This is a genomic window from Kitasatospora sp. NPDC088861 (genome assembly GCF_044750105.1).
Lineage (GTDB): Bacteria > Actinomycetota > Actinomycetes > Streptomycetales > Streptomycetaceae > Kitasatospora.
In genome coordinates this window covers 288,237-314,538 of sequence record NZ_JBIVJF010000006.1, presented here as the reverse complement: position 1 = coordinate 314,538, position 26,302 = coordinate 288,237, and the positions used below count along the sequence as shown (strand labels likewise).

At 72.7% G+C, this 26,302-nt stretch carries 27 protein-coding genes and 2 pseudogenes; 10 read left to right on the top strand and 19 right to left on the bottom strand.

Annotated elements, in window-relative coordinates; translation table 11 throughout:
* Positions 1 to 18: 18 nt before the first annotated feature.
* Entirely contained in the window at positions 19 to 360 is a 342-nt protein-coding gene (locus ACIP37_RS14705) for a hypothetical protein (protein WP_400806587.1), read from the bottom strand.
* Positions 361 to 367: 7 nt separating this feature from the next.
* Positions 368 to 502: a hypothetical protein gene (locus ACIP37_RS14700; protein WP_363587130.1), complete on the bottom strand. Its 135-nt coding sequence runs from the start codon at positions 500 to 502 to the stop codon at positions 368 to 370.
* 338 nt (positions 503 to 840) lie between these two features.
* Here ACIP37_RS14700 and ACIP37_RS14695 point away from each other — a divergent pair, with 338 nt between their 5' ends.
* On the top strand, positions 841 to 1,812 hold the full coding sequence (locus tag ACIP37_RS14695; protein WP_400806591.1) for a LuxR C-terminal-related transcriptional regulator: 972 nt from the start codon (positions 841 to 843) through the stop codon (positions 1,810 to 1,812).
* 168 nt (positions 1,813 to 1,980) lie between these two features.
* The gene (locus ACIP37_RS14690; protein WP_400843943.1) at positions 1,981 to 2,736 is read left to right on the top strand and encodes a DUF4232 domain-containing protein; all 756 of its coding nucleotides are present in this window, start codon (positions 1,981 to 1,983) and stop codon (positions 2,734 to 2,736) included.
* 55 nt (positions 2,737 to 2,791) lie between these two features.
* On the opposite strand, the gene ACIP37_RS14685 is transcribed toward ACIP37_RS14690, so the two are convergent.
* The 8 genes from ACIP37_RS14685 to ACIP37_RS14650 form a co-directional block, all read right to left on the bottom strand.
* Entirely contained in the window at positions 2,792 to 3,220 is a 429-nt protein-coding gene (locus ACIP37_RS14685; RefSeq protein WP_331745183.1) for a lasso peptide biosynthesis B2 protein, read from the bottom strand.
* Entirely contained in the window at positions 3,217 to 3,474 is a 258-nt protein-coding gene (locus ACIP37_RS14680) for a lasso peptide biosynthesis PqqD family chaperone (protein ID WP_363586890.1), read from the bottom strand. The genes ACIP37_RS14685 and ACIP37_RS14680 overlap by 4 nt, the downstream gene beginning before the upstream one ends.
* Positions 3,475 to 5,307 carry an asparagine synthase-related protein gene (locus ACIP37_RS14675; RefSeq protein ID WP_400806597.1) on the bottom strand — a complete coding sequence of 611 codons (1,833 nt, stop codon included), beginning with the start codon at positions 5,305 to 5,307 and terminating at the stop codon, positions 3,475 to 3,477.
* Positions 5,308 to 5,318: 11 nt separating this feature from the next.
* The gene (locus ACIP37_RS14670) at positions 5,319 to 5,459 is read right to left on the bottom strand and encodes a lasso RiPP family leader peptide-containing protein (protein ID WP_350878647.1); all 141 of its coding nucleotides are present in this window, start codon (positions 5,457 to 5,459) and stop codon (positions 5,319 to 5,321) included.
* A gap of 291 nt (positions 5,460 to 5,750) precedes the next feature.
* Complete coding sequence (locus ACIP37_RS14665) at positions 5,751 to 6,977, bottom strand: cytochrome P450 (RefSeq protein ID WP_400806599.1); 1,227 nt, start codon at positions 6,975 to 6,977, stop codon at positions 5,751 to 5,753.
* Positions 6,958 to 7,536: a hypothetical protein gene (locus ACIP37_RS14660; protein ID WP_363586893.1), complete on the bottom strand. Its 579-nt coding sequence runs from the start codon at positions 7,534 to 7,536 to the stop codon at positions 6,958 to 6,960. The genes ACIP37_RS14665 and ACIP37_RS14660 overlap by 20 nt, the downstream gene beginning before the upstream one ends.
* A complete protein-coding gene (locus ACIP37_RS14655) occupies positions 7,509 to 7,976 on the bottom strand; it encodes an acyltransferase (protein WP_363586894.1) in 468 nt (155 codons plus the stop codon). The genes ACIP37_RS14660 and ACIP37_RS14655 overlap by 28 nt, the downstream gene beginning before the upstream one ends.
* A 231-nt stretch (positions 7,977 to 8,207) precedes the next feature.
* Entirely contained in the window at positions 8,208 to 9,182 is a 975-nt protein-coding gene (locus ACIP37_RS14650) for a helix-turn-helix transcriptional regulator (protein ID WP_400843940.1), read from the bottom strand.
* 55 nt (positions 9,183 to 9,237) lie between these two features.
* Between ACIP37_RS14650 and ACIP37_RS14645 the strand changes: the two genes are divergently transcribed.
* Together ACIP37_RS14645 and ACIP37_RS14640 are read left to right on the top strand one after the other, a co-directional pair.
* Complete coding sequence (locus tag ACIP37_RS14645) at positions 9,238 to 9,411, top strand: hypothetical protein (protein WP_363586896.1); 174 nt, start codon at positions 9,238 to 9,240, stop codon at positions 9,409 to 9,411.
* Entirely contained in the window at positions 9,408 to 10,013 is a 606-nt protein-coding gene (locus tag ACIP37_RS14640) for an NIPSNAP family protein (RefSeq protein WP_400843937.1), read from the top strand. The genes ACIP37_RS14645 and ACIP37_RS14640 overlap by 4 nt, the downstream gene beginning before the upstream one ends.
* 174 nt (positions 10,014 to 10,187) lie before the next feature.
* Here ACIP37_RS14640 and ACIP37_RS14635 read toward each other — a convergent pair whose 3' ends face one another.
* The 3 genes and pseudogenes from ACIP37_RS14635 to ACIP37_RS14625 all read right to left on the bottom strand — a co-directional run.
* A complete protein-coding gene (locus ACIP37_RS14635) occupies positions 10,188 to 11,234 on the bottom strand; it encodes a glycosyltransferase (protein ID WP_363586898.1) in 1,047 nt (348 codons plus the stop codon).
* Between the two features lie 174 nt (positions 11,235 to 11,408).
* Positions 11,409 to 11,976: pseudogene (locus ACIP37_RS14630) on the bottom strand (GNAT family N-acetyltransferase).
* A gap of 553 nt (positions 11,977 to 12,529) precedes the next feature.
* Positions 12,530 to 12,700 (bottom strand): annotated as a pseudogene (locus ACIP37_RS14625) (XRE family transcriptional regulator); the annotation flags it as partial.
* A gap of 21 nt (positions 12,701 to 12,721) precedes the next feature.
* Between ACIP37_RS14625 and ACIP37_RS14620 the strand changes: the two are divergent.
* From ACIP37_RS14620 to ACIP37_RS14610, 3 genes are all read left to right on the top strand, one after another.
* On the top strand, positions 12,722 to 13,096 hold the full coding sequence (locus ACIP37_RS14620; RefSeq protein WP_400806602.1) for a hypothetical protein: 375 nt from the start codon (positions 12,722 to 12,724) through the stop codon (positions 13,094 to 13,096).
* A 215-nt stretch (positions 13,097 to 13,311) separates the two neighbouring features.
* Positions 13,312 to 13,797, top strand: a complete 486-nt coding sequence (locus ACIP37_RS14615) for a hypothetical protein (RefSeq protein ID WP_363586906.1) — start codon at positions 13,312 to 13,314, stop codon at positions 13,795 to 13,797.
* Between the two features lie 353 nt (positions 13,798 to 14,150).
* Positions 14,151 to 14,744 carry a DUF4291 domain-containing protein gene (locus ACIP37_RS14610; RefSeq protein WP_400335883.1) on the top strand — a complete coding sequence of 198 codons (594 nt, stop codon included), beginning with the start codon at positions 14,151 to 14,153 and terminating at the stop codon, positions 14,742 to 14,744.
* Between the two features lie 138 nt (positions 14,745 to 14,882).
* Here the strand turns inward: ACIP37_RS14610 and ACIP37_RS14605 are convergent, their stop codons facing one another.
* The gene (locus ACIP37_RS14605; RefSeq protein ID WP_400806604.1) at positions 14,883 to 15,641 is read right to left on the bottom strand and encodes a TetR/AcrR family transcriptional regulator; all 759 of its coding nucleotides are present in this window, start codon (positions 15,639 to 15,641) and stop codon (positions 14,883 to 14,885) included.
* Between the two features lie 98 nt (positions 15,642 to 15,739).
* Between ACIP37_RS14605 and ACIP37_RS14600 the strand changes: the two genes are divergently transcribed.
* Positions 15,740 to 16,603: an NAD(P)H-binding protein gene (locus tag ACIP37_RS14600; RefSeq protein ID WP_400806607.1), complete on the top strand. Its 864-nt coding sequence runs from the start codon at positions 15,740 to 15,742 to the stop codon at positions 16,601 to 16,603.
* Between the two features lie 192 nt (positions 16,604 to 16,795).
* Here the strand turns inward: ACIP37_RS14600 and ACIP37_RS14595 are convergent, their stop codons facing one another.
* Positions 16,796 to 17,161 (bottom strand): hypothetical protein, encoded by a 366-nt coding sequence (locus ACIP37_RS14595; protein WP_363586909.1) that lies wholly within the window; start codon positions 17,159 to 17,161, stop codon positions 16,796 to 16,798.
* A 409-nt stretch (positions 17,162 to 17,570) separates the two neighbouring features.
* Here ACIP37_RS14595 and ACIP37_RS14590 point away from each other — a divergent pair, with 409 nt between their 5' ends.
* Positions 17,571 to 20,381, top strand: coding sequence for an SdrD B-like domain-containing protein (locus ACIP37_RS14590; protein WP_400843934.1), 2,811 nt, complete (start codon positions 17,571 to 17,573; stop codon positions 20,379 to 20,381).
* A 124-nt stretch (positions 20,382 to 20,505) separates the two neighbouring features.
* Positions 20,506 to 20,994, top strand: coding sequence for a helix-turn-helix domain-containing protein (locus tag ACIP37_RS14585; RefSeq protein WP_400806613.1), 489 nt, complete (start codon positions 20,506 to 20,508; stop codon positions 20,992 to 20,994).
* A 71-nt stretch (positions 20,995 to 21,065) separates the two neighbouring features.
* On the opposite strand, the gene ACIP37_RS14580 is transcribed toward ACIP37_RS14585, so the two are convergent.
* The 4 genes from ACIP37_RS14580 to ACIP37_RS14565 all read right to left on the bottom strand — a co-directional run bounded on the left by ACIP37_RS14580 (position 21,066) and on the right by ACIP37_RS14565 (position 26,114).
* Complete coding sequence (locus ACIP37_RS14580; RefSeq protein WP_331745151.1) at positions 21,066 to 21,668, bottom strand: ATP-dependent Clp protease proteolytic subunit; 603 nt, start codon at positions 21,666 to 21,668, stop codon at positions 21,066 to 21,068.
* A gap of 1 nt (position 21,669) precedes the next feature.
* Positions 21,670 to 22,308 carry an ATP-dependent Clp protease proteolytic subunit gene (locus ACIP37_RS14575; RefSeq protein ID WP_363623848.1) on the bottom strand — a complete coding sequence of 213 codons (639 nt, stop codon included), beginning with the start codon at positions 22,306 to 22,308 and terminating at the stop codon, positions 21,670 to 21,672.
* Positions 22,309 to 22,540: 232 nt separating this feature from the next.
* Positions 22,541 to 24,475 carry a PIG-L family deacetylase gene (locus tag ACIP37_RS14570; protein ID WP_400806618.1) on the bottom strand — a complete coding sequence of 645 codons (1,935 nt, stop codon included), beginning with the start codon at positions 24,473 to 24,475 and terminating at the stop codon, positions 22,541 to 22,543.
* A gap of 337 nt (positions 24,476 to 24,812) precedes the next feature.
* On the bottom strand, positions 24,813 to 26,114 hold the full coding sequence (locus tag ACIP37_RS14565) for a nucleotide disphospho-sugar-binding domain-containing protein (protein ID WP_363627657.1): 1,302 nt from the start codon (positions 26,112 to 26,114) through the stop codon (positions 24,813 to 24,815).
* Positions 26,115 to 26,302 lie beyond the last annotated feature (188 nt).

The following is a 26,302-nucleotide window of genomic DNA, read 5'->3' as shown; positions in this document are numbered from 1 at the left end:
TTCAGCGGCGGCGTGGGTTCAGCAGCCGGGGGGCGCCGGTGGCTGGTAGCGCCGGCGCATCAGGGGTGAGGCCTGGTGGCCTCGGGCGATCAGGACGTGGGCCCGGCTCAGGGTGTCCTGGTCGACGGCGGGGTCACGGCTGGCGAGGTAGACGAGCAGGTCGACGCGGTCGGCCTCGCTTCGGACAGTGATGTGCTGGAGGCCGTCGTCGGGGCGGGCGTGGGCCCACAGGACGGCGCGGACCTCGGCCGCCTCGCCCGCTTTGTCCACCTCGGCCGCCTCAGCCGCCCCAGCCGCCTCGCCGGACGGGACCGGCCCGGCGCTCTGCCTGCGGTGCAGGGCGGCGTAGATGACGTCCATCCGCGGGTCAGCCGCCCCAGCCGAAGCTGGCGTTGACGGCGGTGTCCGGGGTGCTCACCGACAGGACGGCGGGGGCGGCGAGCAGCGCGCCCAGCGAGATGGCGATGGCCGCGGCGGCCTTGGCGATACGGTTCTGGATCACGATCGGCTGTCCTCAACTGTTGCTGACACGAAGGGATTTCTCCGATCGGTGCGTCCCGCGGTTGACGCTCCGTCCGGCTGCCGTCCGGGCTGTCTTCCTGGCGGCGATCACTAGCTTTGCCGGTCGGGGGGCGGCTCGGAAGGCCTTGCGGGTGTCGCCAACCGGCCTGTCCGACTCCGGACAGGCCGTCATGGACATGACCAGAACCGGGTGGCGCGGCCTGCCGTCGAGGCCGGATATTCGACCTTGAGGGCCGTGTCATCCCATGAAAGGATCATGAAGCTTCGTGTGCTGTCACAGCCACGAGAGCTCACGGATCATCACACAAGGGGGACACCATGTTGCAGGCGCTTGGACTATCGGCCCGCGCCGAACAGGTCTACCAAGCCCTGCTCGACCACCCCGCCGACGACGTCGAAGCGATAGCCGGGCGCTGCGCGACCACCGCCACCCAGGTCCACGACTGCCTCGACGAACTCGGCGCCCTCATGCTCGTGCGCGCCTCCGCCGACCACCCCGGCCGGATGCGCGCCGTCGACCCGGCCGTCGGCCTCGCCGAGATGCTCGCCCGCCAGGAAGCCGACCTCGCCGCCCGCCAGGCCGCCCTCGCCGCGTCCCGCGCCGCCGTCACCCGCATGGTCGCCGAGCGCGCCGAACACCACGCCGCCCACGGCGAACGCCTGCTGGGCATGGACGCCGTCCACCACCGCCTGGAACAGATGAGCCGCACCACCACCACGGAAGCCCTCAGCAGCCAGCCCGGAAACCAGCGCCCCGAGGACCTCGACTCCTCCCGCCCCGGCGACGCCGGCGCGCTCGCCCGCGGCATCACCATCCGCACCCTCTACCAGGACTCCACCCGCCACCAGCCGCACGTCACCGGATACGCCCACTGGCTGCTCAGCCAGGGCGGCGAAGTCCGCACCGCCCCCACGATCCCCCAGCGCATCGTCATCGCCGACCGCCGCGAGGCCCTCGTCCCCATCGACCCCGAGGACCACCGCAAGGGCGCACTGCACGTCACCGAACCCGGCATCCTCACCGCCCTGCTCGACCTCTACGAGCAGGCCTGGAACACCGCCGTCCCGCTCGGCGCCGCCTCCCCCGGCGACCCCACCACCGGACTCACCGCCACCGAGCGCGAACTGCTGCGCCTGCTCGGTAACGGTCTCACCGACGACACCGCCGGCCAGCGCCTGGGCATCTCCTCCCGCACCGTCGGCCGCCACATGGCCTCCATCATGGAGCGGCTCAACGCCAGCAGCCGCTTCGAGGCCGGCATCAAGGCCGCCCAGAACGGCTGGCTCTGACCGGCCCGAAGTACGCCGTGTCAACCCGCGGCGCCCCGACCGATTGTCACAGTCCGATCCTCGCGATGTCCTGGTGATTGTGACGCCACACGTGCCACCGAAAGCCACTGACCGACCGTCATGGTGGGTGTCCAGCAAGCCAGCACGCACCGTCATCGGGGAGCCACCATGTCCGTCCGCCGCCGTCGCCCGCTGCTCGTCACCGCCGTCCTCGCCGTCGGCGCCGGACTCGTCCTGACCGCCTGCGGGCCCGACAACACCGACCCGGCCGCCGGCCCGAAGGCCTCCCCCACCACCGCGGCCGTCACACCCGCCCCCACCGGCGCGACCCCCGCAACCGGGGCACCGACCGCACCGACCACGGGCCCGGCCTCGCACACCCCCACGGGCGCACCCCACACACCGTCCGGCACCAGCCCCTCCACCAGCACCCGACCCGGCACCGGCAACGCCCCCGCCCCCGCCCCCGCCGACGCCAGCCCGTGCGACATCAACAACCTCTCCATCCACGTCACCGCACGCCCCGGAGCACCCAGCCAGCGGGTCATCGACATCCACAACACCGGCACCACCGCCTGCAGCCTCAGCTCCTCCCCCGGCGTCAACCTCGGCAACTCCACCGCCCGCGACCAGAGCAACAACATCCGGCCCGTACTCGCCAGCGGCACCCAGCGCTTCCCCCTCCCCGCCGGCCAGAACGCCTACGCCGTCATCGACCTCAACCCCAGCGGCGCCACCACCGGCACCACCCCCGACATCAACGAACTCAACGTCCTCACCGACCAGGACGACACCAACATGCCCCTCGCCGCCACCCACAACTTCCCACTCACCAGCGACACCCGCGTCCTCAACCCCCACCTGGGCAACTACCGCGCCACCACCGCCGACGCCGTCACCTCCATGACAGCCGCAGGCAAGTAACCCCGACCACACCACCGGCACCCACCCACGGCCGGACCCGGGCGAGGCGACGAGGTCACGGGCCCGGTCGGTGTTCCGGTGCGACGGTGATCAGCGGGTGGAAGTGGGCGAGTTCGGCGGGCTCGTCGACGGGTTCGCCGTCGGCCTCGATCCACGCGTGGGCGCGGAACGGGGCGGTTCGCACGCCCGTGCGCCAGGTCGGCCAGGTGCCGCGCGTGCGGCACAACAGCGCTGCGGCGATCGAGCGTTGGAGACACCCCTGGCCGGCGCAGCGCATGCTGAGGGCGACCACGGCCTGCCGGGCGGCCAGCGCCTCGGCCCGGCCGGCGGGGCGGGCGCCGCGCCGCAGTGCGCTCATCAGCCGACGGATCCGGGCCGGGGGGAGCCGTTCGACCAGCCGCGCCGCGCCGATCGCCGCGAGCACGGCCGGCCGCAGGTGCCAGGGCGGCCGGCCCACGTGGTCGGCGTGCGCGTGCAGGCTCATCCGGTGACCAGCCCGGCGGTGCGCAGGCTCTCGTGCAGCCGGTCGACGTCGGAACGTGCCCGGGCCGCCGTGACCGGGAACCGGCCGCCGAGGTCGGCGGCGATCTCGTCGGCGGTCCGGTCCTCCAGCAGGGACCGCAGGATGAGCAGCCCGGTGCGGTTCAACTGGAAGTAGCGGCCGGAGCGTTCGTCCAGGACGACGGCGCCGTCGTCGGTCGGGGTGAGCGTCACGTCGGGGCGCAACCGGGTGGCCATTCAAGCTCCTTGGGCGGTGGTCGGGGAAGCGGGGTGCCGGCTCGTCCCGTGGGCGCGCAGCCAGTGCTCGCAGGCGAGCGTCGCGTCCAGGGCCGCGTAGGAGGTGCCGGGCGGGTACAGCCCGAGGCAGGCCTGCCGGAGGACGGCGGGGTCGACCAGTCCGGCGCGGGCCAGGGCGCTGTCGTCGATGAGCGCGGCGAGTTCGGCGCGGTGGCGGGCGAGCCCCTGGTAGGTGTCCGGACTGAAGTCGCCCTTGCCGGTGCGCCGGAGGAGGTCGGCCGGCACGTCGGGCGCGACGGCCGCGGTGAGCAGCGGCTTGTACGCGAAGGGCGTTCCGCGGGTGGCGGGGTCGGCGGCCAGGCAGGCGTCGAGGACCTGGTCGTCCAGGAAGGGCACGCTGTACGGCGTTCCCGCGCGGGCGGTGGCGTCGATCAGCTGCCGCATGGCCGCCGCGCTGTGCCGGACCATGCGCAGCGCCTGGTGCTGGGCGTGCTCCGGCGCCAGCGGTTCCGAGCCCTGGCCGGCCCGCAGCTGTTCGCGTACCAGTTCGGCGGTCCGGGCGGTGGCCCAGGGCGGCAGCCGGGGTGCCATCCCCCAGCCGAGCAGTTGGGTGGTGCGCGGCGGGTCGGGGTGGGTGAGGCGGTCGGCGGCGCGGGCGAGCCAGGCCGAATACGGCCGGGGGTCGCTGAGGGCGCTCAGGGCGTCCGGTAGCGTCCAGCGCAGGCGGGCCCGGTGTCCGCGCAGGTGGCGGGCGGCGGTGGCCGGGTGCCGTGGCAGGACGGTGCGCAGGTAGGCGGGCAGGGCCTGCAGCACCTCGTCGCCGCCTTCGCCGCTGATCCGCAGCCGGGCGCCGTGCGTCGCGAGCAGCCGGGCGACGGCTTCGTCGCGGGCTCTGGTCCGGGTCCAGGCGAACGGTTCGTCGCCCTGCGGTCCGGGTGTGTCGATGTCGGCGAACATCGCGGGAATGTCCTCGGCCGCCAGCACGAGTCGTCGGCCGGGCAGGTGGTGCGCGGCTCGCTGCGCCCAGGCGGCGTCCTCGTGGTGGGGGTCGACGGAGCCGATGGTGACGGTGAGCAGTTCGGCCGGGCCCGTGGCGGCCAGGAAGCACAGGGGTGTGGAGTCCAGCCCGCCGGAGAGGTCGGCGGCGATGAGCCCGCCGTCCCTGGTCCGGGTGTCGACGGCCCGGCGCAGGGCCTGGCCGAGCGCCGTCGCGGCTTCGGGCCGGGCTCGCCGCGGGGCCGGCGGGTGCCAGTGGGCGACGGTGCGGGCGGGGCGTCCGGGGGCGAGCACGGCCGCGTGGTTCGGCGGCACGGCGGCGAGTCCCGGCCACAGGGGCAGCGCGTCGACGGGGTGCGGCAGCGGCTCGGCGAGCCTGAGGGCGAGCCGGTCGAGGGACGGGCTGAGGCCCGCGGCGGCGGCCAGGACGTCGGCCCGGTCGGACAGCACGGGGACGCCGTCGACCTCGGCCAGGTGGAGTCGGCGCAGTCCGGACAGCGAGCCGCGCGCGGCCACGGTGCCGTGCACGGTGGCGAGGAGGTGGAAGCTGCCCGCGAGGTCGCCGCCGAGGGCGAGCACGTCCCGCGGGTCGCGAACGCGTTCGGCGTGGCGGCGCAGGCGGTGCGGGTCGGCGTCGGAGGTGCCGAACACGGCCAGCGCGACCGGTCCGGCCTGGGCGGTGACCGGCTCGTCGGCCGGCCAGTGGCCGAGGATCCAGGGACGCCCGCTGGGGTGGTGCAGGGCACGGCACTCGGCCGTGCCCCACACCGCGGCCGTCGCGGCCCCGGCTTCGGTGTCCGGAAGGACCACGAACCAGGTCCGCGGGTGACCGCTCATCGGCCGGTTCCTCAGGGGGCGAGGTAGTAGCCGTGGACATCGGACTGGTTGCCGATGTCGAAGCCCCGGGTGAGGTCCGCGAAGTCACCGAGTTCGATCAGCATCGGGGGCTCGTACACGTCCAGCGTCGGGGGCTCGTACACGTCGGTCATGACGATGTCCTCTCGTTCACAAGGAGTGGGACGCGATCACCGGCCGGTCGAGTACAACTGTTCTCTGCCGACTCCCCGATGGACAAGCGGTGCCGGAGGCTTCGGCCGGAACCTGACGGTCTCCCACCTGGGCGGCCGGTGCCGCTCCCGGGGCTGCCGGGCACGTGAGTGCCGGTCCGCGCGCACGGAGGGCGGAGGGGCTGGATCCGGCCAGAGGGAAACGCGGGAGAACGCGGGCCCGCCGCTGCCGTGGCCGCCGGCGGGCGCCGCGAGCCCTCGAAGCCCCGGACGTCACCAGAGGACCGGCATGCTCCGCAGGCCGAAGACGATGTCGTTGTGCTTGAACGCGGACTGCGCCAACGGCTCGGCCAGCCGTAGCCCCGGCACGCGGCGCAGCAGTGTGGTCAGCGCGACCTGCAACTCGATCCGGGCCAGCTGCTGGCCGATGCACTGGTGCGGACCGAACCCGAACGCCAGGTGTGTGCGGGGCGGTCGGCGCAGGTCGACGGTGTCCGGGGCCGGGAACACGTCCTCGTCCCGGTTTCCGGACGGGATCGCGGCGACCAGCCAGCTTCCCGCCGCCACCGCGGTACCGCCGACGGTGACGCCCTCCGTGGCGTACCGCAGCAGCCCGAACTGGATCACGGACAGGTAGCGCAGCAGTTCCTCCACGGCCGTGCCGATGGTGTCCGGGGCGGCCCGCAGCGCGGCCACCCGCTCCCGGTCCGCCATCAGCACCAGGGCGCTGAGCGCGATCATGTTGGCCGTCGACTCGTGCCCGGCGACCAGCAGCAGTACGCCGAGCGTAGCCAACTCCCCTACGGTCGGGGGGTGTTCGGTCGCCTCGCCGCGGACGATCAGCCGGCTCAGCAGGTCGTCCTGCGGCTCGGCCCGGCGCCGAACGATCAGCTCGCCGAGGTAGCCCTCCAGCCGTCGGGTGGCCGCGTCGCGAGTGGCCGCGTCGGCCCCGAAGCCGACCAGCACCTCGCTGTCGCGCTGGAAGGACTCGTGGTCGTCGTAGGGCACGCCGAGCAGCTCGCAGATCACCAGCGACGGGATCGGCAGCGCGAAGTCCCGTACCAGGTCAGCGCTCGACCCGGCGAGCATCGCATCGACGTGCCGGTCGGTGATCCGCTGGACGGACGGACGCAGCGCCTCCATCCGTCGCACGGTGAACTCGCCGATCAGCAGCCGTCGCAGCCGTGCGTGCTCTTCCCCGTCCAGCTGGATCATCGAGCCCGGGGCCGGGTCGCGCCGGTCGTAGGAGGGCAGCATGTGCATCGATCCCGCGCCGCGGGAGCTCAGCCGGGGATCCGTGAGCACGCTCCGGATGTCCTCGTAGCGGCTGACCAGCCATGCGTCCATCCCGGCCGGGCAGCGCACCGGTGACACCGGCGCGTGGGCGCGCAGCCGGGCGTAGGTCTCGTCGGGGTCGAGGGGGCGGGAGTCCGGCCGGGTGACCGGGAATTCGGGGAGTCCGGAGAGTTCTGATGCCGGGTCAGGGCTGGGTTTCGTCATGGGTGACGGCTCCAGGATGACGGAGGGAGAGCTCATCGCGCCGACGCGTACGGGGCCGGCCGTCCTCACGGACCGGGGTGGGTCCGGCGCGGCGGCCGCGCGGCCGGCTGAAGCGTCGGACCGCCGGGCGTTCGACCAGTGTGTAGAGGGCCGCCGCGAGGACGAGGCTGATCGCGACGGTGAGCAGGATGTGCACCAGCCGCGTCGACGCGGCGCCGCCCGCCGTCCCGCCCGTGGCGTGCACGCCGTCGATCGGGCCGTACTGGATGACGAGGTAGTGCACGAGGTAGAGGGCGAACGAGATCTCGCCGAGCCACACCATGGTCCGGCCGCTGAAGGGGGTGCGTGCGGTGCGTACGTCGGCGGAGGCGGCGGCCGCGATCAGCAGGGCGAGTGCGGCCGCGGTCGGTCCGGCGCAGAGGCGGAACACGCCGGGCAGGTGGGACTGGACCACCACGCAGGCGATGGTCAGCAGGAACGCCGGCGTCATGCCCAGACGGATCCACTTCCCCGAGATCACGATGCGCGCCATCAGGATGCCGAAGACGAATTCGAGCATCCGGTCAGCCCGCCGAGGGCGTCGAAGTCGGGAATCCAGGGCTCGATCAGCAGCAGCGGCGGGATCGTGTTGATCACCATGATCGGAACGCCCGCAGCGGCCATCAACGCCACGGTGGCCGTGAAGGTCGTCAGGTGATTCGGAAGGATCTTCACCAGGCGTCGGCGCCAGAACAGTCCGGCGGTGTCGTTCGGGTCGGCGACCCAGGTGAGGATGAAGCCGCTGAGCACGAAGAAGAACGCCACCCCGACCGGTCCGAGGGTCGTGATCAGGTACGGCAGACCGGGGTGTATCGATCCGACGATCTGACCGGCCAGGTGGGATACCAGCACGGCGAACGCCGCGATGAACCGCATACCGGTCAGCGACGGCAGGCGGCTCGGACGAGCGGACGGTTCCGGCGTCTGCATCACCGCTTCCCTGTCGATGACGACATCCACGCCACCAGGGCTTCCCGTGTGGAATCCGAGCATGTGCGCAGACTGTTTGGGCCACTATCAAATGGCCCCGCCGGAACGGTCAAGCGGATTTCCTCGATGCACCGCATCGCACCGTGCGGCCCAGCGGATCGGCCCAGCGGATCGGGCAGGCAGGCCGGCCCGGGCCGGCGGACAGGCGACCCGGCACACGTCCCGTCAGAGACGGAGGGCAGGGCCGGGAATTCACCCACGTCAGGCCCCGTATCGGTCGGCGAGTGCGCGGGCGGTCGCGGCCAGCCGGGCACGCAGCTCCGGTGGTTCGAGGACCTCCACGTCGGTGCCCAGTCTCAGGAACTCGTCGTGGGCGTGGCCAAGGGACTCGATGGGCACGGACGCCCTGGTCCAGCCGTCCGCCTCGGTCACCCCCGAATCCGCGACCGCCCGGTCGAACGCGCGGCCGAGCTGCTCGCGGCCCCGGGCGACACCGCGCGGCGACAGTCGCACCGTCGCCTCCGCGGTGTGCAGTCGGGCATGGAAGTCGGCGAGCCGGTCCCGCCAGTGTGCAGCCAGGTCGAAGCTCGCGGGTATCTGGAACTCCTCTTCCAGTTCTCGCAGTTCGAGGATCTGGTCGACCCGGTACGTACGCGGGGTGGCACCGCCCGCGGCAGCGACCAGATACCAGCGGCCGGCCTTGAGGACCAGTCCGTACGGCTCCAGTCGCCGTTCCACCTCGGTGGGCGCCTTCCACCGTCGGTAGCGGACCCACACCCTGCGCCGGTCCCAGAGCGCGGCCGCGACGGCCGCCAGGTGCGGCGTCTCGTCCACGTCCCCGTACCAGCCGGGCGCATCGAGGTGGAAGCGCTCCTGGATCAGCCCGGCCCGCTCGCGGAGCTCCGCCGGTAGGGCGGCCCGCAGCTTGAGCTCGGCGGCCGCCAGGACCTCGCCCAGGCCCAACTCGGCCGCCGGGCCGGGCAGCCCGGCCAGGAACAGGGCCTGCGACTCATCGGCGGTCAGGCCCGTCAGCCGGGTGCGGTACCCGTCGAGCAGCCGGTAGCCGCCGCCGTGACCGGCCTCGCCGAACAGCGGGATCCCGGCGGCGCCGAGCGCTTCGAGGTCCCGGTAGACCGTGCGGACCGACACCTCCAGCTCGTCGGCGAGCTGCCGGGCCGTCATCCTTCCCCGGTTCTGGAGGAGCAGGAGCAGCGAGATCAGTCGGCTGGCGCGCACAGCTGTCAGTATCCACTGACAGGAGGTGTCAGTGGACCGGTTCTAGCCTGCGGCCATGATCGATTCCGACTTCCTCCACGGTTCCCGGGGCATGGCCGTCCGCAGACTCACCGGGGTTCCGGCCGGCGGTGACAGCCGGGCGCAGGAGTTCTCCGTGAACGGCGGACACAGCAGGGCGCTCGACCGGGTCACGGAGCTCAGCCGTGTCCAGTTGCAGGACGCCTCGTGAGCATCGTCGAACTGCGCCAGTACACCCTGCACCAAGGTGCCCGCGACACTCTGATCGACCTCTTCGAGCGGGAGTTCGTGACCGGACAGCAGGCAGTGGGCATCACCGTCGGCGGCCGGTTCCGGGACCTGGACGACCCGGACCGCTTCGTCTGGCTGCGCAGCTTCCCGGACATGGCGTCGCGGGCACGAGCACTGCACGCCTTCTACTACGGGCCGGTCTGGAAGGAGCACCGGGACGCCGCCAACGCGACGATGGTGGACTCGGACGACGTCCTGCTGCTGCGCGGCCCGGGCTTCACCACCCCGGCCGACGCCGGACCGGTCGTCGCGACCATCTGCCACCCCCTGAACCCCGCCGCCTTCGCCGACCACTTCGAGCGGCGTCTGCGCCCGGAACTGGCCGTCCGGACCCCGCCGTTGGCGGTTCACCGCACCGAACACGCGGAGAACGACTTCCCCGCCCTGCCCGTACGGGCCGGCGAGGACGTCCTGGTGTGGTTCACCACGGGCGACACCGCCCCCCTGCCGGACCTCTCGACACACCTGCACTCCGCCCCGCAGCAACTGCACCTCTCGCCCGCGCGGCAACACTCCCGCTGAAGCCTGTCGCAGCGGGCCGTGGGTGGGCAGGCCGACGTCCGGCCTGACCTGCTGCGTCACCCGCCGAGCACGGGGTCGTGCGAGGTGGCGACGGCCTGCACCGCGCTGGTGCGGGCCGTCGCTCCCCGCTTTCGGGCCGGTGGCCGGCGGGAACGGAGCAGTCCGGCTGGAGGACTACGAAGCGGCCGGTGGTTCCACCCGGGCGTGCGTCTCCGGCGGCACCGGGAAGCGCCTCAACAACTCCTCCATCCAGGCGGCCGGATGGGTGGCCTTCGCCGCCCCGCCAGGGAGGGCACGCGCTTTGCGGATGCCCTCGATCAGTGCCTCGACGGCGGCCCGGGTGGTGTACCGGTCGGCGACCCACTGACGGCCCGCCCGCCGCACCTCGTCCTGGCCGGGCAGGTCGAGCAGCTCAAGGGCCTTGTCCGCCAACCGATCCGTTTCGAGCTCCGGGATCCGCCACGCGGACGGCGAGTCGAACAGTTCCGCTCCGCCGCCGGCGGCGTAACCCGTCACCAGGCAGCCGCTGGCCATCGCCTCGGCCGGCGGCAATCCGAAGCCCTCGCCCTCGGGCGCTCCCAACGCGATGAACACCGACGTGTCGGACAGGACGCGAGCGACCTCCTCGTGGGGGACCGCGTGGATGTCGTACAGCTCCACGCCCTCGAACCGCGGGTCGGCGTGCAGCAGACGGCGGAGCAGCGTGGTCTCGATCGGGCGCTTGCGGGACATCCACGCGATGCGCCGAACCCGCTCGGTCGACGCCGGTCGGAACAACTCGGTGTCAATGACGTTCGGCACCAGGTGCGGTTCGAACTCGGGCAGGGCGCGGCGGAACATGTCGACGCCCGCCTTCGAGATCGTCCACAGAGCCGGCCGGTCCGACCATCCCGGATACGGGCCGGGTTCGGGGCAGGTCAGGAAGTTGACGTAGTGCCCCTGCGAGTAGATCACCTTGTGGCCGCCGGGCGCCGGGTCGTGGCCCGGGACCACGCTGACCTCGTGCAGCACCAGCACGTCCTCGGGCCCGAGGTCCAAGGTCATGCCGGACAGCGTCGGCACGTCGTCGTCGAACCACGTGTAACGGAATCCCGGCGTTGGCGTCCAGCGGAACGCCTCGACGCCGACGGCCCGCAGCAGCGAGACCTGCTGGTTCAGCACCCGAATGCCGCCCAGCGGGAACTGGAACTCGAACGACGCGTAGATCACTCGGCCGGTCATCGTGCCTCCCTGAGAAACAACGATCGGTAGGACCAGACCACGGGGGTTACGGGCGTGGGCGGTTGGGCCGGGGAGGCGGCATCGCCTTCCCGGTGCCGTGGAGCAACGTCCGTGCACAGCGGCTGGGCCTGGCCCGTACTCATACGCTCAGGGTGGCAGCAATGCCCCCGCGTGTCACCGGCCCGACGCGGTCGAGGGCCGCCACTCTCGCCTGATCAACCCGGACACCCACGAGTCGGACACCTCGCCGTTCACGACGCAGTCTTCCCGCAACGTCCCTTCACGCACGAATCCGATCTTCTCCAGGACCTGGGCAGATGCCACCTTGCGCGTATCGGTCACGGCCTGCACCCGATTCAGGTCCAGTGCGTCGAATGCCCACTGCAGCACGGCGGTTGCGGTCTCCGCCGCGAAGCCGTGGCCCCACACCGCATCGTCGAGGCAGTAGCCCAACGACGCGCTGCGGTAGTCCGGGTTCCATCCGGTCAGACCGCACCAGCCGACGAAGGCCCCGTCAGAAGCACGGTCGATGGCCACCCGCGCCCCGGTGCCTTCGTCCGCCATCTTCCGGCACATCGCGATGAAGGCGCTCGGCGCGGGCCTGTTCGGTTCACGGCGGGGAGTCCCGATAGCGCATCACATGGGTGCTGCTGTGCAGCGCGAGGAGGGAGTCCGCTTCGGCGTCGGTGAAGGGGCGCAGTCGCAGGCGAGCGGTGTGCAGAACGGGGGTGGCCAAAGTCATGCGCACCATCTTGTGCCCTCTTGGGCAGGCAGAACACCGAATATCCCTCAGTGGGTACTGACGGCCGATAGGCCGAACAGGAGGGCCAGGGCGAGCTGGAGGGTTGCGGACGCCGGGCGCCGCCGCCAGAGGCACAGACCGCCGGTGACCAATGTCGCCGTGAACGCGACGACCAACCGAGGGACAGCAGTACGGGCGCCGCATTGACGTCCGCCGAGGGCCGGACAAAGTCCATGCCCAAGCGCGGCCTGAAGGACGGCCGCGAACAGGACGACATCCAGCGCCAGCAGACACGCCACCACGATCGGCGTGCCGTTCGAGCGATCCGACCGACCAGGCCGTCGAAGCCTCATGCATCCCCCAGGAATTGCGCCGCCGCGATGACCTCCTCGGCGTGACACCGAAGACCGTACAAGCCTCCGGCGACTCGACGCGATCGGCCGGCACCACCCCGCGCCGCCTCAACCCCTGGCCCGGCTCCGCGACTTCTCCTGAACCGGCCACATGAGGGCCGTCCCGGCCGGGGCGCGGGTCAGGTGGTGCGGGCTCGGATGCGAGGCGCGCCCACGAGGTCGTCGAGGGGCACGGCGTGGACCTCGGTGAGCGGCAGCAGCAGTTCCAGGGTGGGCTTGCGGGTGCCGCCCTCCAGGCGGGAGAGGGTGCACCGTGACGCGACCGCGGATAATGGCCGTGGCCGCGGGCCGGCGGCGCCGGCGGCCTCGATCGATGGAGAGGCAGAGGACGGATGACCCTGAAGGAAGGCCGGCGCGTCAGGTTGGCCGAGGATCTCGGGATCGGTGAGGCGGTCGCCGGGGAGCCCGGGGCCGTCGTCGGGTTCCTCTCACTGGGATCCGGGGTGGAGGGCACCGTCGAGCGGGTGGACGGGGAACTCCCGGAGAGCCATGAGGTTCGCGAGTACCAGCGGCTCAAAGCGCTGTTCGAGGACTACGGGCACACCATGCCGGTGGCGAGCCGCGAGCGCCTGGAGGCGGAGATCGCCGCGCTGGAGCCGCAGTGGACCGCGCACCGGGAACGGGGGAACCGGGTGACGGTCCGGGTCCGGCTGGACAACGGCTTCGTCCTCGACGGGGCGGACCAGGACATCCTCACTCCACTGTGAGGGAGGACGTCTCCGGGGCCTTCGTCGGGACGGGCGGCCGCCCGGGTGCTCGTACGCCACGCCAACTGACAAACGATGGACGGGCGTTGCGAACGGTGCGGTGAACGGCGCGAGCCGCACCGTCCATCGTTTGTCTGTCGGCGCGGCGCATCGTTCACCACGGCGCGGGACACCGCCCGCGCCACCCACCGAAGGCACACGGAATCGAGGGAACCATGCGTACCTCCGCACGCTTCGCGGCGCTGGCCGCGGTAAGCGCCATCGGGCTCGGCACCATCGCCACCGGCACCGCCCAGGCCGCCCCGGCCACCGCCCAGGCCACCACCCAGGCGGCCCGGAGCACCACGGTCCACCTGCACAACGGGACCGGCTGCTCGCTCTACCGGACCGGCTACGCTCTGGCCCACGGCATCTGGACGCAGGGCCAGGAGCCGCCGCAGACCCTGGGGAACACCGGCGACGCCACCTTCCAGTCGGAGAGCAACGGGTTCCTGACCGGCACCGAGGGCTGGGCGACGTTCAGCACGTACGGCTGCGAGGAAGGCTGGCGCAACAACAACACCGTCCAGCTGCACTGGGCCAACCCCTACACCGGTTCCAACAGCTACGACGAGAATGGCACCAGCAGCGTCTTCCGCACCACCCGTGAGAGCGGCTCCGGCGACAACGCCGACGTCTACTGGGGCGTGTGGAAGAACTGATCCCGGCCGTCGGGCACCGCCAGGGTCGCGCAAGCGCCGCCAGATAGTCCAGGATCTGTCCGGCCCCCGCCCCCCGGCGCCTGTATCGGGTGATCCGGCGCCTGTACCGCCGCACCGCTCGCCGCACGCCGCCGCATGAAAAGCATGAGAAGACGGTGCCCCGCCACTGGGTGCCGAACGGCCCGGGCCGTTCGGCACCCGCCGGCCGGCACCGCCGGGAAGCGGAGGAACCCGGGAACACCTCCACCACGCGCTCACCGCAGGTGCCGCAGCGACCGCCGAGCGCCGCACCAGCCCCCTCCGGCCCGGTAATTCGATGGCGCGCTGCGCGCCGAACCCCGAGCCTGGTCACCGTGTCAGAACCCAAGCATCGGATCCGCGCCCTCCACACGGCCACCACGGTGACCGTCTACCAGGCGTACCCTCCGGAGATCGGCCTGCCCGCCGCACAGGACGGCCACTTCCCGGCTGCCTGGAAGAGGGACCGAATGACGTGGATCAAACCGTCGTTCCTGTGGATGATGTACCGCTGCGGATGGGCGGGCAAGGAGGGCCAGGAGACCGTCCTCGCGGTCGAGATCACCCGCGAGGGCTTCGAATGGGCCCTGGCGAACGCCTGCCTGGCCCACTACGAACACGGGCTGCACCCCGACCGCGCCACCTGGAAGCGCCAGCTGAAGCGGGCCCCGGCCCGGGTGCAGTGGGATCCCGAACGCGATCTGCACCTACAGCCGCTCCCCCACCGCTCCCTCCAACTCGGCCTCGCCGGCGAGGCCGCCGAGCGCTACGCGGAGCAGTGGATCGTCTCGATCGACGACGTCACCGCACTCGCGCACACGGTCCAGGCCCAGGTGAGGGACGGGGCTCTGGATGCCGCCCGGCAGCTCCTTCCCGTCGAGCGCCCCTATCCGGCGGACGACGCGCTGCTGAACCACCTGTGCGGTTGAGCCGGTCCCGAGCGCTCGGGGCCACGGGCTGCTCGTTCCGTCGCCGTCCACCAGGGCAGCTCGCGACGGTCCGAGACGTGGTGCACCATCAGTTGACACCGGGGCCGGGGTAGCGTTGCCCGGTCCAGCCGCCGGTGGTCAGCCGTCGGCGGCGAGGCGGTTCAGCCACTCCCCCAGCAGATGCTGCTCGGCGCCGCTGAGCGTCGTCTGTTCGGGCAGTGCGGCGCGCAGGGCGCGGGCTGCGCCGGCCGGGCCCGGCTCGTTCACGGCCGGCTGCCGGTTGGTGACGGCGGCGACCATGCACTCCCGAAGGGTGGTCAACAGGGCCGGGTCGCGCCGGTCCCGGGGCAGGGACAGCCAGGTGAGCACGGCGCCGCGCGCCGTGGCGTGGATGATCTGGGCCGCGAGTTCCTCGTCGACGCGGAGCCAGCCGCCGACGGCGAGGCGTCGGATGCGGCCCATCAGGATCTCCATGCCGGCCTTGAAGGCGGCCGAGGTGGTCCCGGTGGGTTCGGTGTACATCAGCGTGTACAGCGCGGGGTTGGCCAGACCGAACTCGACCGCGACGTCCCAGCCGGCTCTCAGGTCCTCGATCGGGTCCCGGGGGTCGGGGTCGACGTGCTTGGTGGCGAGGAACGCGGCGAAACCGTGCTCGGCCACGGCGTCGAGCAGCCCGTCCTTGTCGCCGAACAGCCGGTAGATGGCCGGCGGCTGCAGGCCCGCCGCATCGGCGACCGCGCGGGTGGTGACCGCGTCGCGGCCCCCGCGCGTCAGCAGTCCGATGGCGGCCTCGATGACCCGCTGCCTGGTCTGCTCCCGGCCCGGGGAGGCGGGGGCGGACTCAATGGTGGACGCGGTGGCGGTGGCGCCGTCCCTGTCGCGTGAAGGCGATGGCATGAATCAACGATACCGCACCACTGGTTCCATCGTTATTATCAGTGATACCTTTAAAGTGTTTCCACTGGAACCACCTCGTCGCGACACGGGAGCACATCATGATCATCGTGACCGGAGCCACCGGACAGCTGGGGCGTCAGATCGTCGAGAGGCTGCTGACGCGCGTACCGGCGGCACGCATCGGCGTCAGCGTCCGCGACCCGCAGAAGGCGCAGGACTTCGCCGACCAAGGGGTACGGGTGCGCCAGGGCAACTTCACCGACGCCGCCGGCCTCGCGCACGCCTTCGAGGACGCCGCGCAGGTCCTCGTCGTCTCCGTCGACAAGATGGGCGAGGAGTGCGTCAGGCAGCACCGCACCGCGATCGAAGCGGCCGTCACGGCGGGCGCCCGTCGCATCCTCTACACCAGCCAGATGGGGGCCGGCGCGACGTCGCGCTTCCAGGCCTGCCGCGACCACGCCGCCACCGAGGAGGCCCTGCGCACCTGCGGCGTGCCGTTCACCTCGCTGCGCAACGGCTTCCACGCCACCAGCGCGGCGCACTTCCTCGGCAACGCGGCACAGTCCGGCCGGCTCGCGCTCCCCGCGGACGGGCCGGTCGCCTGGACCGCGCACGCCGACCTCGCGGACGCAGCCGCCGCCATCCTGGCCGACGAAGGCCGCTTCGACGGCCCCACGCCGCCGCTCACGGGCCGACAGGCGCTCACCTTCGACGACATCGCCGCCATCACCACCGAGCTCACCGGCCGCACCGTCACGCGGACCACCGCCCCCGACGACCAGTTCCGCACGCAGCTGACGGGCCAAGGCGTCCCCGCGGAAACCGCCGACCGGTTGCTCGGCATCTTCGCCGCCAGCCGCGCCGGCGAGTTCGCCGCCACCGACCCCACCCTGGCCGACCTGCTCGGCCGCGATCCCGTCACCCTGCGCACGGTGCTGCGCGAGCAGCTGTCCGAAAGCTGATCCACCGAGGGCGCCGGGTGCCGGATGCCGGTGCCCGGTCCTGGCCGCTCGGCGGCGGTCGGGCTTCGGGCCGCCGTCCGCGCCCCGCCTACACCGCCGTCCGGGACCACCTCCCGGACGGCGGCCCGGACGGCAGGGCACCCCGCTCCTGAGGGAGCGCCCCGGGTGTGCCGGCCCAGCGGAGTCGCCCGGTCAGGAGACGCGCTTCAGCTGCCAGGCGTTGTTGTTGAGGCTCGGGTTCGACCAGGCGACGCAGCTGCTGGTGTAGTACGAGCCGGTCTGGACCCAGCCCGCCGGCGGGTAGGTGGTGGAGCAGGCCTGGACCACGGTGCCGACGGGCAGTCCGGTGAGCTGCTTCATCTGCTTGATGTTCGGGCTGAAGCTCTGCGTGCCGCAACTGCTGCTGTAGCCCCAGCTCACGTCGACGTAGCCGGCCGGGGTGAGAACGCTTCCGCACGAGGTCGTGACGTCGCCCGGGGCGGCCTGGGCGGGCGCGGCGGTCAGGGCGAACGTCGCCGCGGCGCCGGCGATGGCCATACAGGTGCGAAGACGGATCATGGGCGAAAGCTCCTTCTGATCACGGGTGGGTGGCCGATCAGGCCGTGGAGCCATTCCTACGGTTTGATCACCGGCTTCGGATAGCGGCTTTCAGGCCTAAAGGCCCCCCGGGCAGGACGGCGTCCGGGCACCGGAACGGCGGCGTGGCAGGGGCGGCGTTGTGGTAAAGGGCGTTGTGGTCGACGCCGTCGGGCGGGACTGCGGGGAGTTGCGGATCCGCTCCGCCGCGGGGGTCCGGACGCTCCGGGCATCGGGATTTCTCCTGCGGTATGCGAACTTGTGCGGTCGTATCCGAACTTGATGCGATTTCCGGCCCTTCACCTGTCACACACACCAGTGAATGCGCCCCGAAACCAGGACGTGGACGACCGGTTGTCGCTCTCCTGGGGGTCCTGTCCGGATCGGGCAGATGTCCGCCGACCAGGAGAGTGGGGATCAGGTGGGGACGAGAAGGAGAAGGAAGGGCGTCGCGCGGGCCGCGGTGCTCGCCGCCGCGCTGTGCGGCGGCGGGGCGCTGACGGCGCCGGCGGCGTTCTCGCAGACGGAGGACGGGACGGTGACGGTCCGGGTGATCCGGGCCGTGGACTCCTCCGGGGTGTGGACGCCCGCGCTGGAGCCGGGGCTGGCGGGCGTGAAGGTGACGCTCACCGGCGAGGCGCGGGCCCACGTCGAGGGCACCACCGGGGCCGACGGGACGGTGACGCTGGCGCCGCCGCGGAGCCGGGAGCACGGCGGCACGTACCGGGTGCAGGTGGTGAATCCGAAGCCGGGCGTGCTGTTCCCGGCGTTCGCCTCGCGGCAGGGGCTGGACGGCGCGCCGAACCAGCTGAGCTCCAACGAGGAGTTCGTCGACCTCTCCGACGGCAAGAACGTCTCGTACACCACCGGGCTGTGGTACCCGGGGGACTACTGCCAGCAGAACGCGCCGCTGGTGACGACCTGCCAGAACACCACCTGGGGAGGCGGCGCGCAGCGCACGCTGGTGTCGTTCCCGTACCGCGCGCGCGGCCAGGACGGCGTGGACGTCAACGTCACGAACCTCGCCACCGACGCGCAGACGGGCACGCTCTACGGCATCGCGTGGAACAAGGCCGACCGGCGGATCTTCTCCTCGGCGGCGGCCAAGCGCACCACGGACTACGGCCCCGGCGGCGCCGGCGGCATCTACGTGACCGACCCGGCGCAGGGGCGGACCACGCTGTTCACCACCGTCCCGGACGCCGGCAGCACGGCGCACGGACCGGGGACGGACGACGCGTTCCTCGTCGCGCCGGGCAAGGAGAGCCTCGGCGGGCTCAAGGTGACGAACGACGGCAGGGACCTGTTCGTCGTCAACCTCAACACCCGCACGCTGTACCGCTACGACGCGACCGCGCCGACGGCCGCGCAGCCGAGGGGCGTCTACCCGGTCCCGGACCCGGGCTGCGCCTCGGCCGGGGACTGGCGGCCGTTCGGCCTGGGCCTCCAGGACGGCGTCGGCTACCTCGGCGGGGTCTGCTCGGGCGAGTCGACGGGCAAGGCCTCGGACCTGCGGGCGGTCGTGCTGCCCTTCGACCTGGCCACCGGCCGGTTCCGCGCGGCCGTGCTGGACCAGCCGCTGGACTACCCGCGCCAGTCGACCGTCGGATCGGGCCCGTGCGACGGCGCGGGCTGGTTCCCGTGGACGAACACCTACCCGACCACGCAGAACGGCCAGACCTGCGCCGGTTTCCGCGCGCAGCCGGAGCCGGAGCTGGGCGAGGTCGGATTCGAGACGGACGGCTCGATGCTGCTGGCCTTCCGCGACCGCATGGCCGACCGGGCGACGGGCCAGTCGGGGTCGGGCGCGGCGGTGGGCGAGGTGCTGTCGGGCGGTGACCTGAACAAGGCCTGCCTGAGCGGCGGCACCTACGTGCTGGACGCCAACACCGGCTGCGGGCTCTCGCCCCGGGGCGCCCGCTTCTTCGACACCAGCCGGATGGGCGTCCACCACAACGCGGCCTACGCCGGGATGGCGCTGTCCAAGGTCGAGAACACCATCGGGACCTCCGGGTTCGACCCCAACAGCACGGCCTTCGGCTACGGCACGTCGTTCGTCCAGCGCGACGGCAGGCAGGACCCGGCGTTCGGCCTGCGGCTCAACCCGGCGAACGTGCCCGCGCCGTTCGGCAAGGGCGCCTCGATGGGGGACCTGGAGGTGCTCTGCGACCAGGCGCCGCTGCAGATCGGTAACCGGGTCTGGTACGACGCCGAGCACAAGGGCATCCAGAAGCCGGGCCAGCGCCCGGTGGAGGGCGCCACCGTCCACCTGTACGACGGGCCGGGGAAGCTCGTCGGCACGGCGCGGACGACGGCGCGCGGCGAGTACTACTTCGACGACTCGAACGTGGACGGCGGGCTCAAGCCGCACACCAAGTACACGATCCGGCTGGACAACCCCGCCGACTTCGCCGAGGGTGGCCCGCTGTACCAGTGGGTGCCCACCCGGCACGACGTCGGCGACAACCCGTTCATCAACTCCAAGGGCGTCGTCCCGCCGGGCGGAACGTACGCCGAGCGGGAACTGACCACCGGCGGGCCGGGCCAGGACGACCACACCTTCGACTTCGGCTTCCGGCCGCAGGAGGGCGCGCTGACGCTGGTCAAGCACGACCAGGACGGCAGGCCGCTGGCCGGGGCGACGTTCCAGCTGTGGCGCTGGAACGGCGGGCCCAGCTGGCCGCAGACCGCCGGCGGGCACCAGGACTCGCCGGTCGGCGATCCCTGCACCACCGGGGCGGACGGCATCTGCCGGATCGTCGTCGGACCGGGGACGTACTACTGGGTGGAGGTGAGCCCGCCCGACGGCTACGCGGCGCCGGCCGTCACGGTCTTCGGGCCGCTGGTGCTCACCTGCGAGACCCTGGACGACGGGATCACGGTGACGGTCGTCAACCGGCTGCTCCCGTCGGCCGGTTCGGGCGCGGCCCCGTCGTCGCCGGATGCGGTCTCGACCCCGACCCCGCCCCCGACACCGAGCCCGTCGTCCTCGGTGGCGGCGGTGGCGTCCTTGTCGCCGCCGTCGCCGCCGTCGTCGCCGAGCGCCTGGCCGTCCCGGCCCGATGAGCGGCCCGGCGGCGCGCTGCCGACCACCGGGGCCGGCAGCGTGCTGCCGCTCGGCGTGACCGGTGCGGCGGCGCTGCTGGGTGCGGGCGGCGTGCTGGTCGTGGTCGCGCGCCGGCGCGGGGCGCGGCACGCGTAGTGGAACCAGGCCGGGCCCGTGGCGAGTTCGACGGCCACGGGCCCGGCCGGGCGGCCCGTACGGCTTCACCCAGGGCAGAACGCCACTCCCTTCCCCTGGTGCCCCGGATCCCTAGGCTGGAGGGGTGAGCACTCATGCGCCGAACGAAGCCCGCGTCATCCCCCTGCGCCCGCACACCTCGTCGCCCGGTTCCGGCGGGGCGACCCGCGCCCCGCAGCGGCCGGCGGGAGCGTCACCGGCGCCCGCGCCCGCGCCCGCGCCGAGGGAACCCCTGTGGCGCGACCTCGTCGGCGACGCGTTGCGCCGCGAACGGCTCGCCCAGGAAAGGACGTTGAAGGACGTGGCGGAGGCGGCCCGGATCTCGATCCCGTACCTGTCGGAGCTGGAGCGCGGGCGCAAGGAGGCCTCCTCCGAGGTCCTCGCGGCCGCCGCCCGGGCCCTCGGGTTCGGCCTCGCCGACCTGCTCTCGCTCGCGCAGGACGAGCTGACCCGGCACACCCGGAGCCAGATGGGCCGGAGCCAGGTGGGCCGGGGCGCGGTGGGCCGAAGCCGGTTGGACCGGAGCCGCACGTCGCCCACGGCGCAGTACGACGGGCTCTGCCTCGCCGCCTGATCGGACCTGCCCCGACCGACGGCCGGTACGACGGTGGCGCGCCCCGCCGTACCGGCCACGCCCGCGCGGAGTCAGCCGAACGCGAGCCGTCGGCTCAGCACCTCGTCGGCGAGCCCGTAGGCGACGGCCTCCTCGGCGGTGAACACCTTGTCCCGGTCCATGTCCGCGCGCAACGTCGCCACGTCGTGGTGCGTGTGCCGGGACAACACCTCCTCCACCTGCGAGCGGGTGCGGACCATCTCCTTCGCCGCGAGGCTGAGGTCGGACACCGTCCCCTGCCGGCCGCCGCTGGCCGGCTGGCCGAGCAGCACCCGCGCGTGCTGGAGCACGAACCGCCGCCCGGGGTCTCCGCCGGCCAGCAGCACCGCCGCCGTCGACGCCGCCTGACCGACGCAGAACGTGGAGATCGGCGCCTGCACGAACGTCATCGTGTCGTAGATCGCCATCAGCGAAGTGAACGATCCACCGGGCGAGTTGAGGTAGATCGAGATCTCGCGTTCCGGGCTCTCCGACTCCAGGTGCAGGAGCTGCGCGATGACCACGTTGGCGACCCCGTCGTCGATCTCGGTGCCGAGGAAGATGATCCGCTCGTTCAGCAGCCGGCTGAAGACGTCATAGGAGCGCTCGCCCTGCGCGGTCCGCTCGATGACGTAGGGAACCGTGTACGACCCCATGTCACAGCCCCATCCGTCGGCGCGACGCGGCCGGGCGGATGTCGGCGACCGACTCCACCACCCGGTCCACGATCCCGTACTCCCTGGCCTGCTCGGCCGTGAACCAGCGGTCCCGGTCGCCGTCCCGCGCGATCGTCTCCTCGCTCTGCCCGGTGTGCTCGGCGGTGATCCGCTCGATGGCCTTCTTGGTGAACTGGAGGTTCTCCGCCTGGATCTCGATGTCGGCGGCGGTGCCGCCGATGCCCGCCGAGGGCTGGTGCATCATGATCCGCGCGTTCGGCAGCGCGAACCGCTTGCCGGGCGCCCCCACGGTGACCAGGAACTGGCCCATGCTGGCGGCGAACCCCATCACCAGCGTCGAGACGTCGTTCGGGATGAGCCGCATGGTGTCGTAGATGGCGAGCCCCGCGGTGACCGACCCGCCGGGGCTGTTGACGTACAGGCTGATGTCGGTGCGCGGGTCCTCCGCCGACAGCAGGAGCAGCTGCGCGCACACCCGGTTGGCCGACACGTCGTCGACCTGGGTGCCGAGGAGGACGATCCGCTGGGCGAGCAGCTGCGCCGCGAGGTGGTCGTCGAAGCGGCTGGGCGGCGTGCCGCCCTCCTCCGCGCGGGGCGCGAGCGTGGTGAGGGGAGTCATCCGGTCTCCTTGTCGAGATGCCGAGGTGTCGAGGTGTCGAGGTGTCGAAGTGTCGAGTCGAGGTGTTGAGGCGGGCTTGCCCTCGACTCCACTCTTGACCCCGGGAGACCTCCGGATGCGTTTTCTCTGCCCGCCGCAGATTCGCCACGGGCAGAGGCGACGGCCCGGGCCCGGCGGCGCACGGCCCGGCGGCCGGCCGGGAGAGCCCCCGACCGGCCGCCGGGCGGGACGGTCAGAGCGGCAGGCCCTGCCAGCCGCCGAAGGTGGTGGGCGTCGTGCCCGCGCGGTAGTAGACGCGGCCGTCCGAACCGATCGCGAACACGTGGAGGACGCCGCCGCCGTCGACGAGTGCGGCCGGGTAGTCGAGGACGGTGCCGCCGAGGTCCTGCCAGGTGCCGTAGCCGGAGTTCGGGGCGGTCTGGGCGGTGGTGCTCACGCCGCCGCCGCGGTTGCGCTCGAACAGGACGACCCGTCCGCCGACGGTGGCCGCCGCCGGCTCGCCCACTCCCCCGTCTCCGCCGAGGGGGGCCGGGGACTGGCTCCACTCGCCGCCAGGCCGGGTCTGGTAGCTGACCAGCATCGCGCCGGTGCCGGCCTCGCGGTAGGCGAGTTCGATGCGGCCGTCCTGGTCGAGCGCGGCCTTGGGCGGGCTGGCCGGCCGGGCGCCCGGGATCGGGCCCGGGCCGCCGAAGGCTCCGTTCGGGGCGCCCTGCCACCAGCCGAGGATTCCGGTGCGGGTGCTGGCGAACACCTCGATCGCCCCGACGCCGTTGCGGATCGCGGTGACCGGGTCCTGGAGGTCGGTGCCGCCCAGGTCCGTCCACGTGCCCGTCCACACCCCGCCCGGGGTGGTCTGCCAGATGCTGCTGAGACCGCCCCCGCCGTTCTTGACGAACAGTTCCAGCCGCCCGTCCTGGTTGCCGGCCACCACGGGCACGCCGACCTGGTCCTCGTTGCCGAGTCCGGTGTTGGGGTTGCCGTGGTCGGCCCAGCTGTTCCACCACCAGCCGTTGGGCGCACCCTGGGGCAGGGAGATGATGTGGTGATCGGTCAGGCGGCGGGCGAAGACCTCCAGCCGGCCGTCGGCGTTGGTCCCGACCGCGATGCCCGGCGCCAGTCGCCCGCCCGGGTCGGCCATCCGCACCGGACCGCCCCAACTGCCGTCCGCCTGGCGCCAGTAGGTGTAGAGGACGCCGGCCCGGACGACGAAGACCTGAGGCCGGCCGTCCTGGTTCAGCCCGGCCCAGGATGTGCCCCGCGACCAGCGGTAGTACATCCGGGAGAACCAGGCGTCGGAGTAGTTCCCCGAGTGGTCGTGGCTGGCGTACTCGGAGACGAACACGCCCTTGGCGCCGGTCGTCGCCGGGTCGAGGTTCACCGGGGAGTCGCTGATGTTGTAGTCCCGGTAGTTCACCTGGATCAGCGGGCCGCCGTACAGCAGGGCCGCCTGGCCGGCGAACTTCGCGGCGGAGACGTGGTCCGAGTGGTCGCCCGAGTAGCGGCTGTCCGGGAGTTCGTCCTGGGCCCGGAGCACGGTCGGCTGGTACGTCACCATCAGCTGCCGCAGCACCTCGACGACGTCCGCCGCCGTGTAGGTCGACGGCCCGGACAGCGGGCTGCCGACCGGGACGACCGTGGTGTCGGTGCCGCCGGCCAGGACTGCGCCGAGCCCGGCGTCGTGCAGGTTGAGGAAGATCAGGTGCACCGGGCGGCCCTTGAGGACGTACCGTTCGACCTGCTTGCCCGCGACCGTCCACGCCTCGGCCGTCCAGTGCCCGACCTCGTCGGTCGCCGGGTCGGTGTCGCCGACCCCGGTCATCCGGGAGTAGGCGTTGATGGCGCCCATCTGCCGGTTCCAGGTGCGCAGCGGCTCGCCGGCCGTGTCCCAGCAGGACGTGGCGCACGGGTCGCCGGTCGCGTTGCCCGCGGTGACGAACACCGTGACGGACGGGGTGCCGATGGCGAGCGCGTTGGACAGGTCCGGGTTCATGAACAGGATGTCGTCGTCCTCGTGCGCGACGACCTGCATGAACAGCGGCCCGGAGGGGGCGGCCGGGGCCGCCCCCACGGCCGCGGCCGCGCGGGTCGCGGTCCCCTTGGCCAGGACGGGCGCGGCGAGGGCGGTGAGCGCGACGGAGGTGAGGAGTTGCCGTCGTCCGATTGCCATGTGATTCCCCCCAATTCGAGATCGGCATGTGATCACGCCAGGACGAGGCTAGCGCATATCGGGAAGGCAATACCCTGGACCGCATCGCGCAAATTGCCATCGGGGGAAGTCAATTGACGCATCATCAAATTACTTCAACCGCTCCCCGCCCATCGGGCCTCTTTCCGGACGATCCCGTTCCTTTCGGAGATGGAATCGGCCCAGCGAGCGATAAGACGACAAGCCGAGTCCAACCCGTGCGGCCGGGTGGGGCAGGAGGCCGGTCGCGCGAGGTGACGGTGTGTCGGCAGATCCCGCCGGTCGATCCTCCCGAGCACCCGGCGGCGCCCCGCGGCGGTCAGCCGAGCGAGTCCACCAGTTCGGCGATCGCCGTCAGCGGCTGGTGGGCCGCGAGTTCGGCGGCCAGGTCGGCGGCGTTGGCGCGGTAGGCCGGGTCGGCCAGGACCAGGTCGACGGCCTCGCGCAGCTCCGGCTCGCCCGGGCGCCCGGTGCGCAGGTCGATGCCCACACCGCGCCAGGCCACCCGGGCGGCCACCTCGGGCTTGTCCTCGCTGCCGCCCGCGACCACCAGCGGCACCCCGAAGGCCAGCGCGGTGTGGACACCGCCGTAGCCGCCGTTGCTGATCAACACGTCGGCGTGCGGCAGGAGCCGGTCGAACGGCAGGTAGCCGGCGGCCCGCACGTTGTCCGGCAGGCCGCCGAGCGCCTGCGCCAGCAGCTCGGGCCCGTCCGGGCGGACCGTGGCCGCGACCACCAGCAGGTCGGGGCGGTCGGCCAGCGCCCGCACCGCGGGGACCAGCAGCTCGGTCAGGTCGTCATTGGCCAGGGTGCCCTGGGTGACCACCACGACCGGGCGGTCGGAGGCCAACTCCGGCCACCACTGCGGCAGTTCCACCTCGCTCCGGTTCTGCGGCGCCAGCGCGCCGATGTAGCGCAGCGAGGCCGGCGCGTCGCTGCGCGGGTACTCGAACCCCGGGACGGTCAGCTGCAGGTAGTGGTCGGGCCCGGTGACGGCGGCGTTCACCCGTGGCCCCGGCGGCAGTTCGGCCCCGACCCCGGCGAAGACCTCGGCCGCGTACTGCCGCAGCGGCTCACCGCGCAGCGCCGCCTCGGCGTTCAACTCCCGGTTGCGGGCCAGCCCTTCCGGTCCCGCCTGGGGCGCCAGCGCAAGCCCGAAGGGCGCGGTGTCGACACTCTGCAGCATCGGCGGGGACACCCCGATGCCCACCACGGCCGGCCGCTCGCCGCGCGGATGGGCCAGCGCCAGAGCCACCGCTCCGTGGAAGAAGCAGTCACCGAGCACGACCGTGGCCGGGAACTCCGCCAGCAACGCGCGCAGCGCCCGGTACTGCACGGGCACCGGGTCGATGAAGATGTTCCGGGCGTCGAAGGCCAACCGCTGGGGCCCGGGCGGCAGTTCGGCCCGCCCCGGGAAGGAGTCGTTGATCCGGCGGTCGTCGAAATCCGCCTCCGGCGGCAGGGCGACGAAGCGCGCCCCGGTCTCCTCGGCGGCCCCGGCGAACCGCGCCCCGCCGAGGAAGACCACCTCGTGCCCGCGCGCCACCAGGTCGGCGGTGATCGCCAGCATCGGCGCGGTGTGCCCGTGCGCGGGCATGGCGGCAGTGATGATCCTGGACATGTGAAACCCCCCATAGTCGTTCGTCGGCCGGTCCGTACGCACCCCGTGGTCGCCCCCGCGCACCCGGCCCACAGCGCAGGCTAACCCACCACGCCGCGTCCGCCCGGCACCGACACCGGCGGCGGGACGGCGGGGCGGCGGGGCGGCGGGGCCAGGCGGGACGGGCGGGGGTACCCGTCCCGCCGGCT

Bases quoted from the DNA above. Each gene is read 5' to 3' on its own strand.
- ACIP37_RS14695 (WP_400806591.1), top strand. From the start codon at position 841: ATGTTGCAGGCGCTTGGACTATCGGCCCGCGCCGAACAGGTCTACCAA.
- ACIP37_RS14690 (WP_400843943.1), top strand. From the start codon at position 1,981: ATGTCCGTCCGCCGCCGTCGCCCGCTGCTCGTCACCGCCGTCCTCGCC.
- ACIP37_RS14670 (WP_350878647.1), bottom strand. From the start codon at position 5,459: ATGACCGACGTGTACGAGCCCCCGACGCTGGACGTGTACGAGCCCCCG.
- ACIP37_RS14590 (WP_400843934.1), top strand. From the start codon at position 17,571: ATGTCCGCCGACCAGGAGAGTGGGGATCAGGTGGGGACGAGAAGGAGA.
- ACIP37_RS14615 (WP_363586906.1), top strand. From the start codon at position 13,312: ATGCGTACCTCCGCACGCTTCGCGGCGCTGGCCGCGGTAAGCGCCATC.
- ACIP37_RS14705 (WP_400806587.1), bottom strand. From the start codon at position 360: ATGGACGTCATCTACGCCGCCCTGCACCGCAGGCAGAGCGCCGGGCCG.
- ACIP37_RS14675 (WP_400806597.1), bottom strand. From the start codon at position 5,307: ATGAGCGGTCACCCGCGGACCTGGTTCGTGGTCCTTCCGGACACCGAA.
- ACIP37_RS14680 (WP_363586890.1), bottom strand. From the start codon at position 3,474: ATGGCCACCCGGTTGCGCCCCGACGTGACGCTCACCCCGACCGACGAC.
- ACIP37_RS14660 (WP_363586893.1), bottom strand. From the start codon at position 7,536: ATGCTCGAATTCGTCTTCGGCATCCTGATGGCGCGCATCGTGATCTCG.
- ACIP37_RS14685 (WP_331745183.1), bottom strand. From the start codon at position 3,220: ATGAGCCTGCACGCGCACGCCGACCACGTGGGCCGGCCGCCCTGGCAC.
- ACIP37_RS14595 (WP_363586909.1), bottom strand. From the start codon at position 17,161: ATGATCCGTCTTCGCACCTGTATGGCCATCGCCGGCGCCGCGGCGACG.
- ACIP37_RS14600 (WP_400806607.1), top strand. From the start codon at position 15,740: ATGATCATCGTGACCGGAGCCACCGGACAGCTGGGGCGTCAGATCGTC.
- ACIP37_RS14605 (WP_400806604.1), bottom strand. From the start codon at position 15,641: ATGCCATCGCCTTCACGCGACAGGGACGGCGCCACCGCCACCGCGTCC.
- ACIP37_RS14645 (WP_363586896.1), top strand. From the start codon at position 9,238: ATGATCGATTCCGACTTCCTCCACGGTTCCCGGGGCATGGCCGTCCGC.
- ACIP37_RS14580 (WP_331745151.1), bottom strand. From the start codon at position 21,668: ATGGGGTCGTACACGGTTCCCTACGTCATCGAGCGGACCGCGCAGGGC.
- ACIP37_RS14635 (WP_363586898.1), bottom strand. From the start codon at position 11,234: ATGACCGGCCGAGTGATCTACGCGTCGTTCGAGTTCCAGTTCCCGCTG.
- ACIP37_RS14565 (WP_363627657.1), bottom strand. From the start codon at position 26,114: ATGTCCAGGATCATCACTGCCGCCATGCCCGCGCACGGGCACACCGCG.
- ACIP37_RS14665 (WP_400806599.1), bottom strand. From the start codon at position 6,977: ATGACGAAACCCAGCCCTGACCCGGCATCAGAACTCTCCGGACTCCCC.
- ACIP37_RS14570 (WP_400806618.1), bottom strand. From the start codon at position 24,475: ATGGCAATCGGACGACGGCAACTCCTCACCTCCGTCGCGCTCACCGCC.
- ACIP37_RS14575 (WP_363623848.1), bottom strand. From the start codon at position 22,308: ATGACTCCCCTCACCACGCTCGCGCCCCGCGCGGAGGAGGGCGGCACG.
- ACIP37_RS14620 (WP_400806602.1), top strand. From the start codon at position 12,722: ATGACCCTGAAGGAAGGCCGGCGCGTCAGGTTGGCCGAGGATCTCGGG.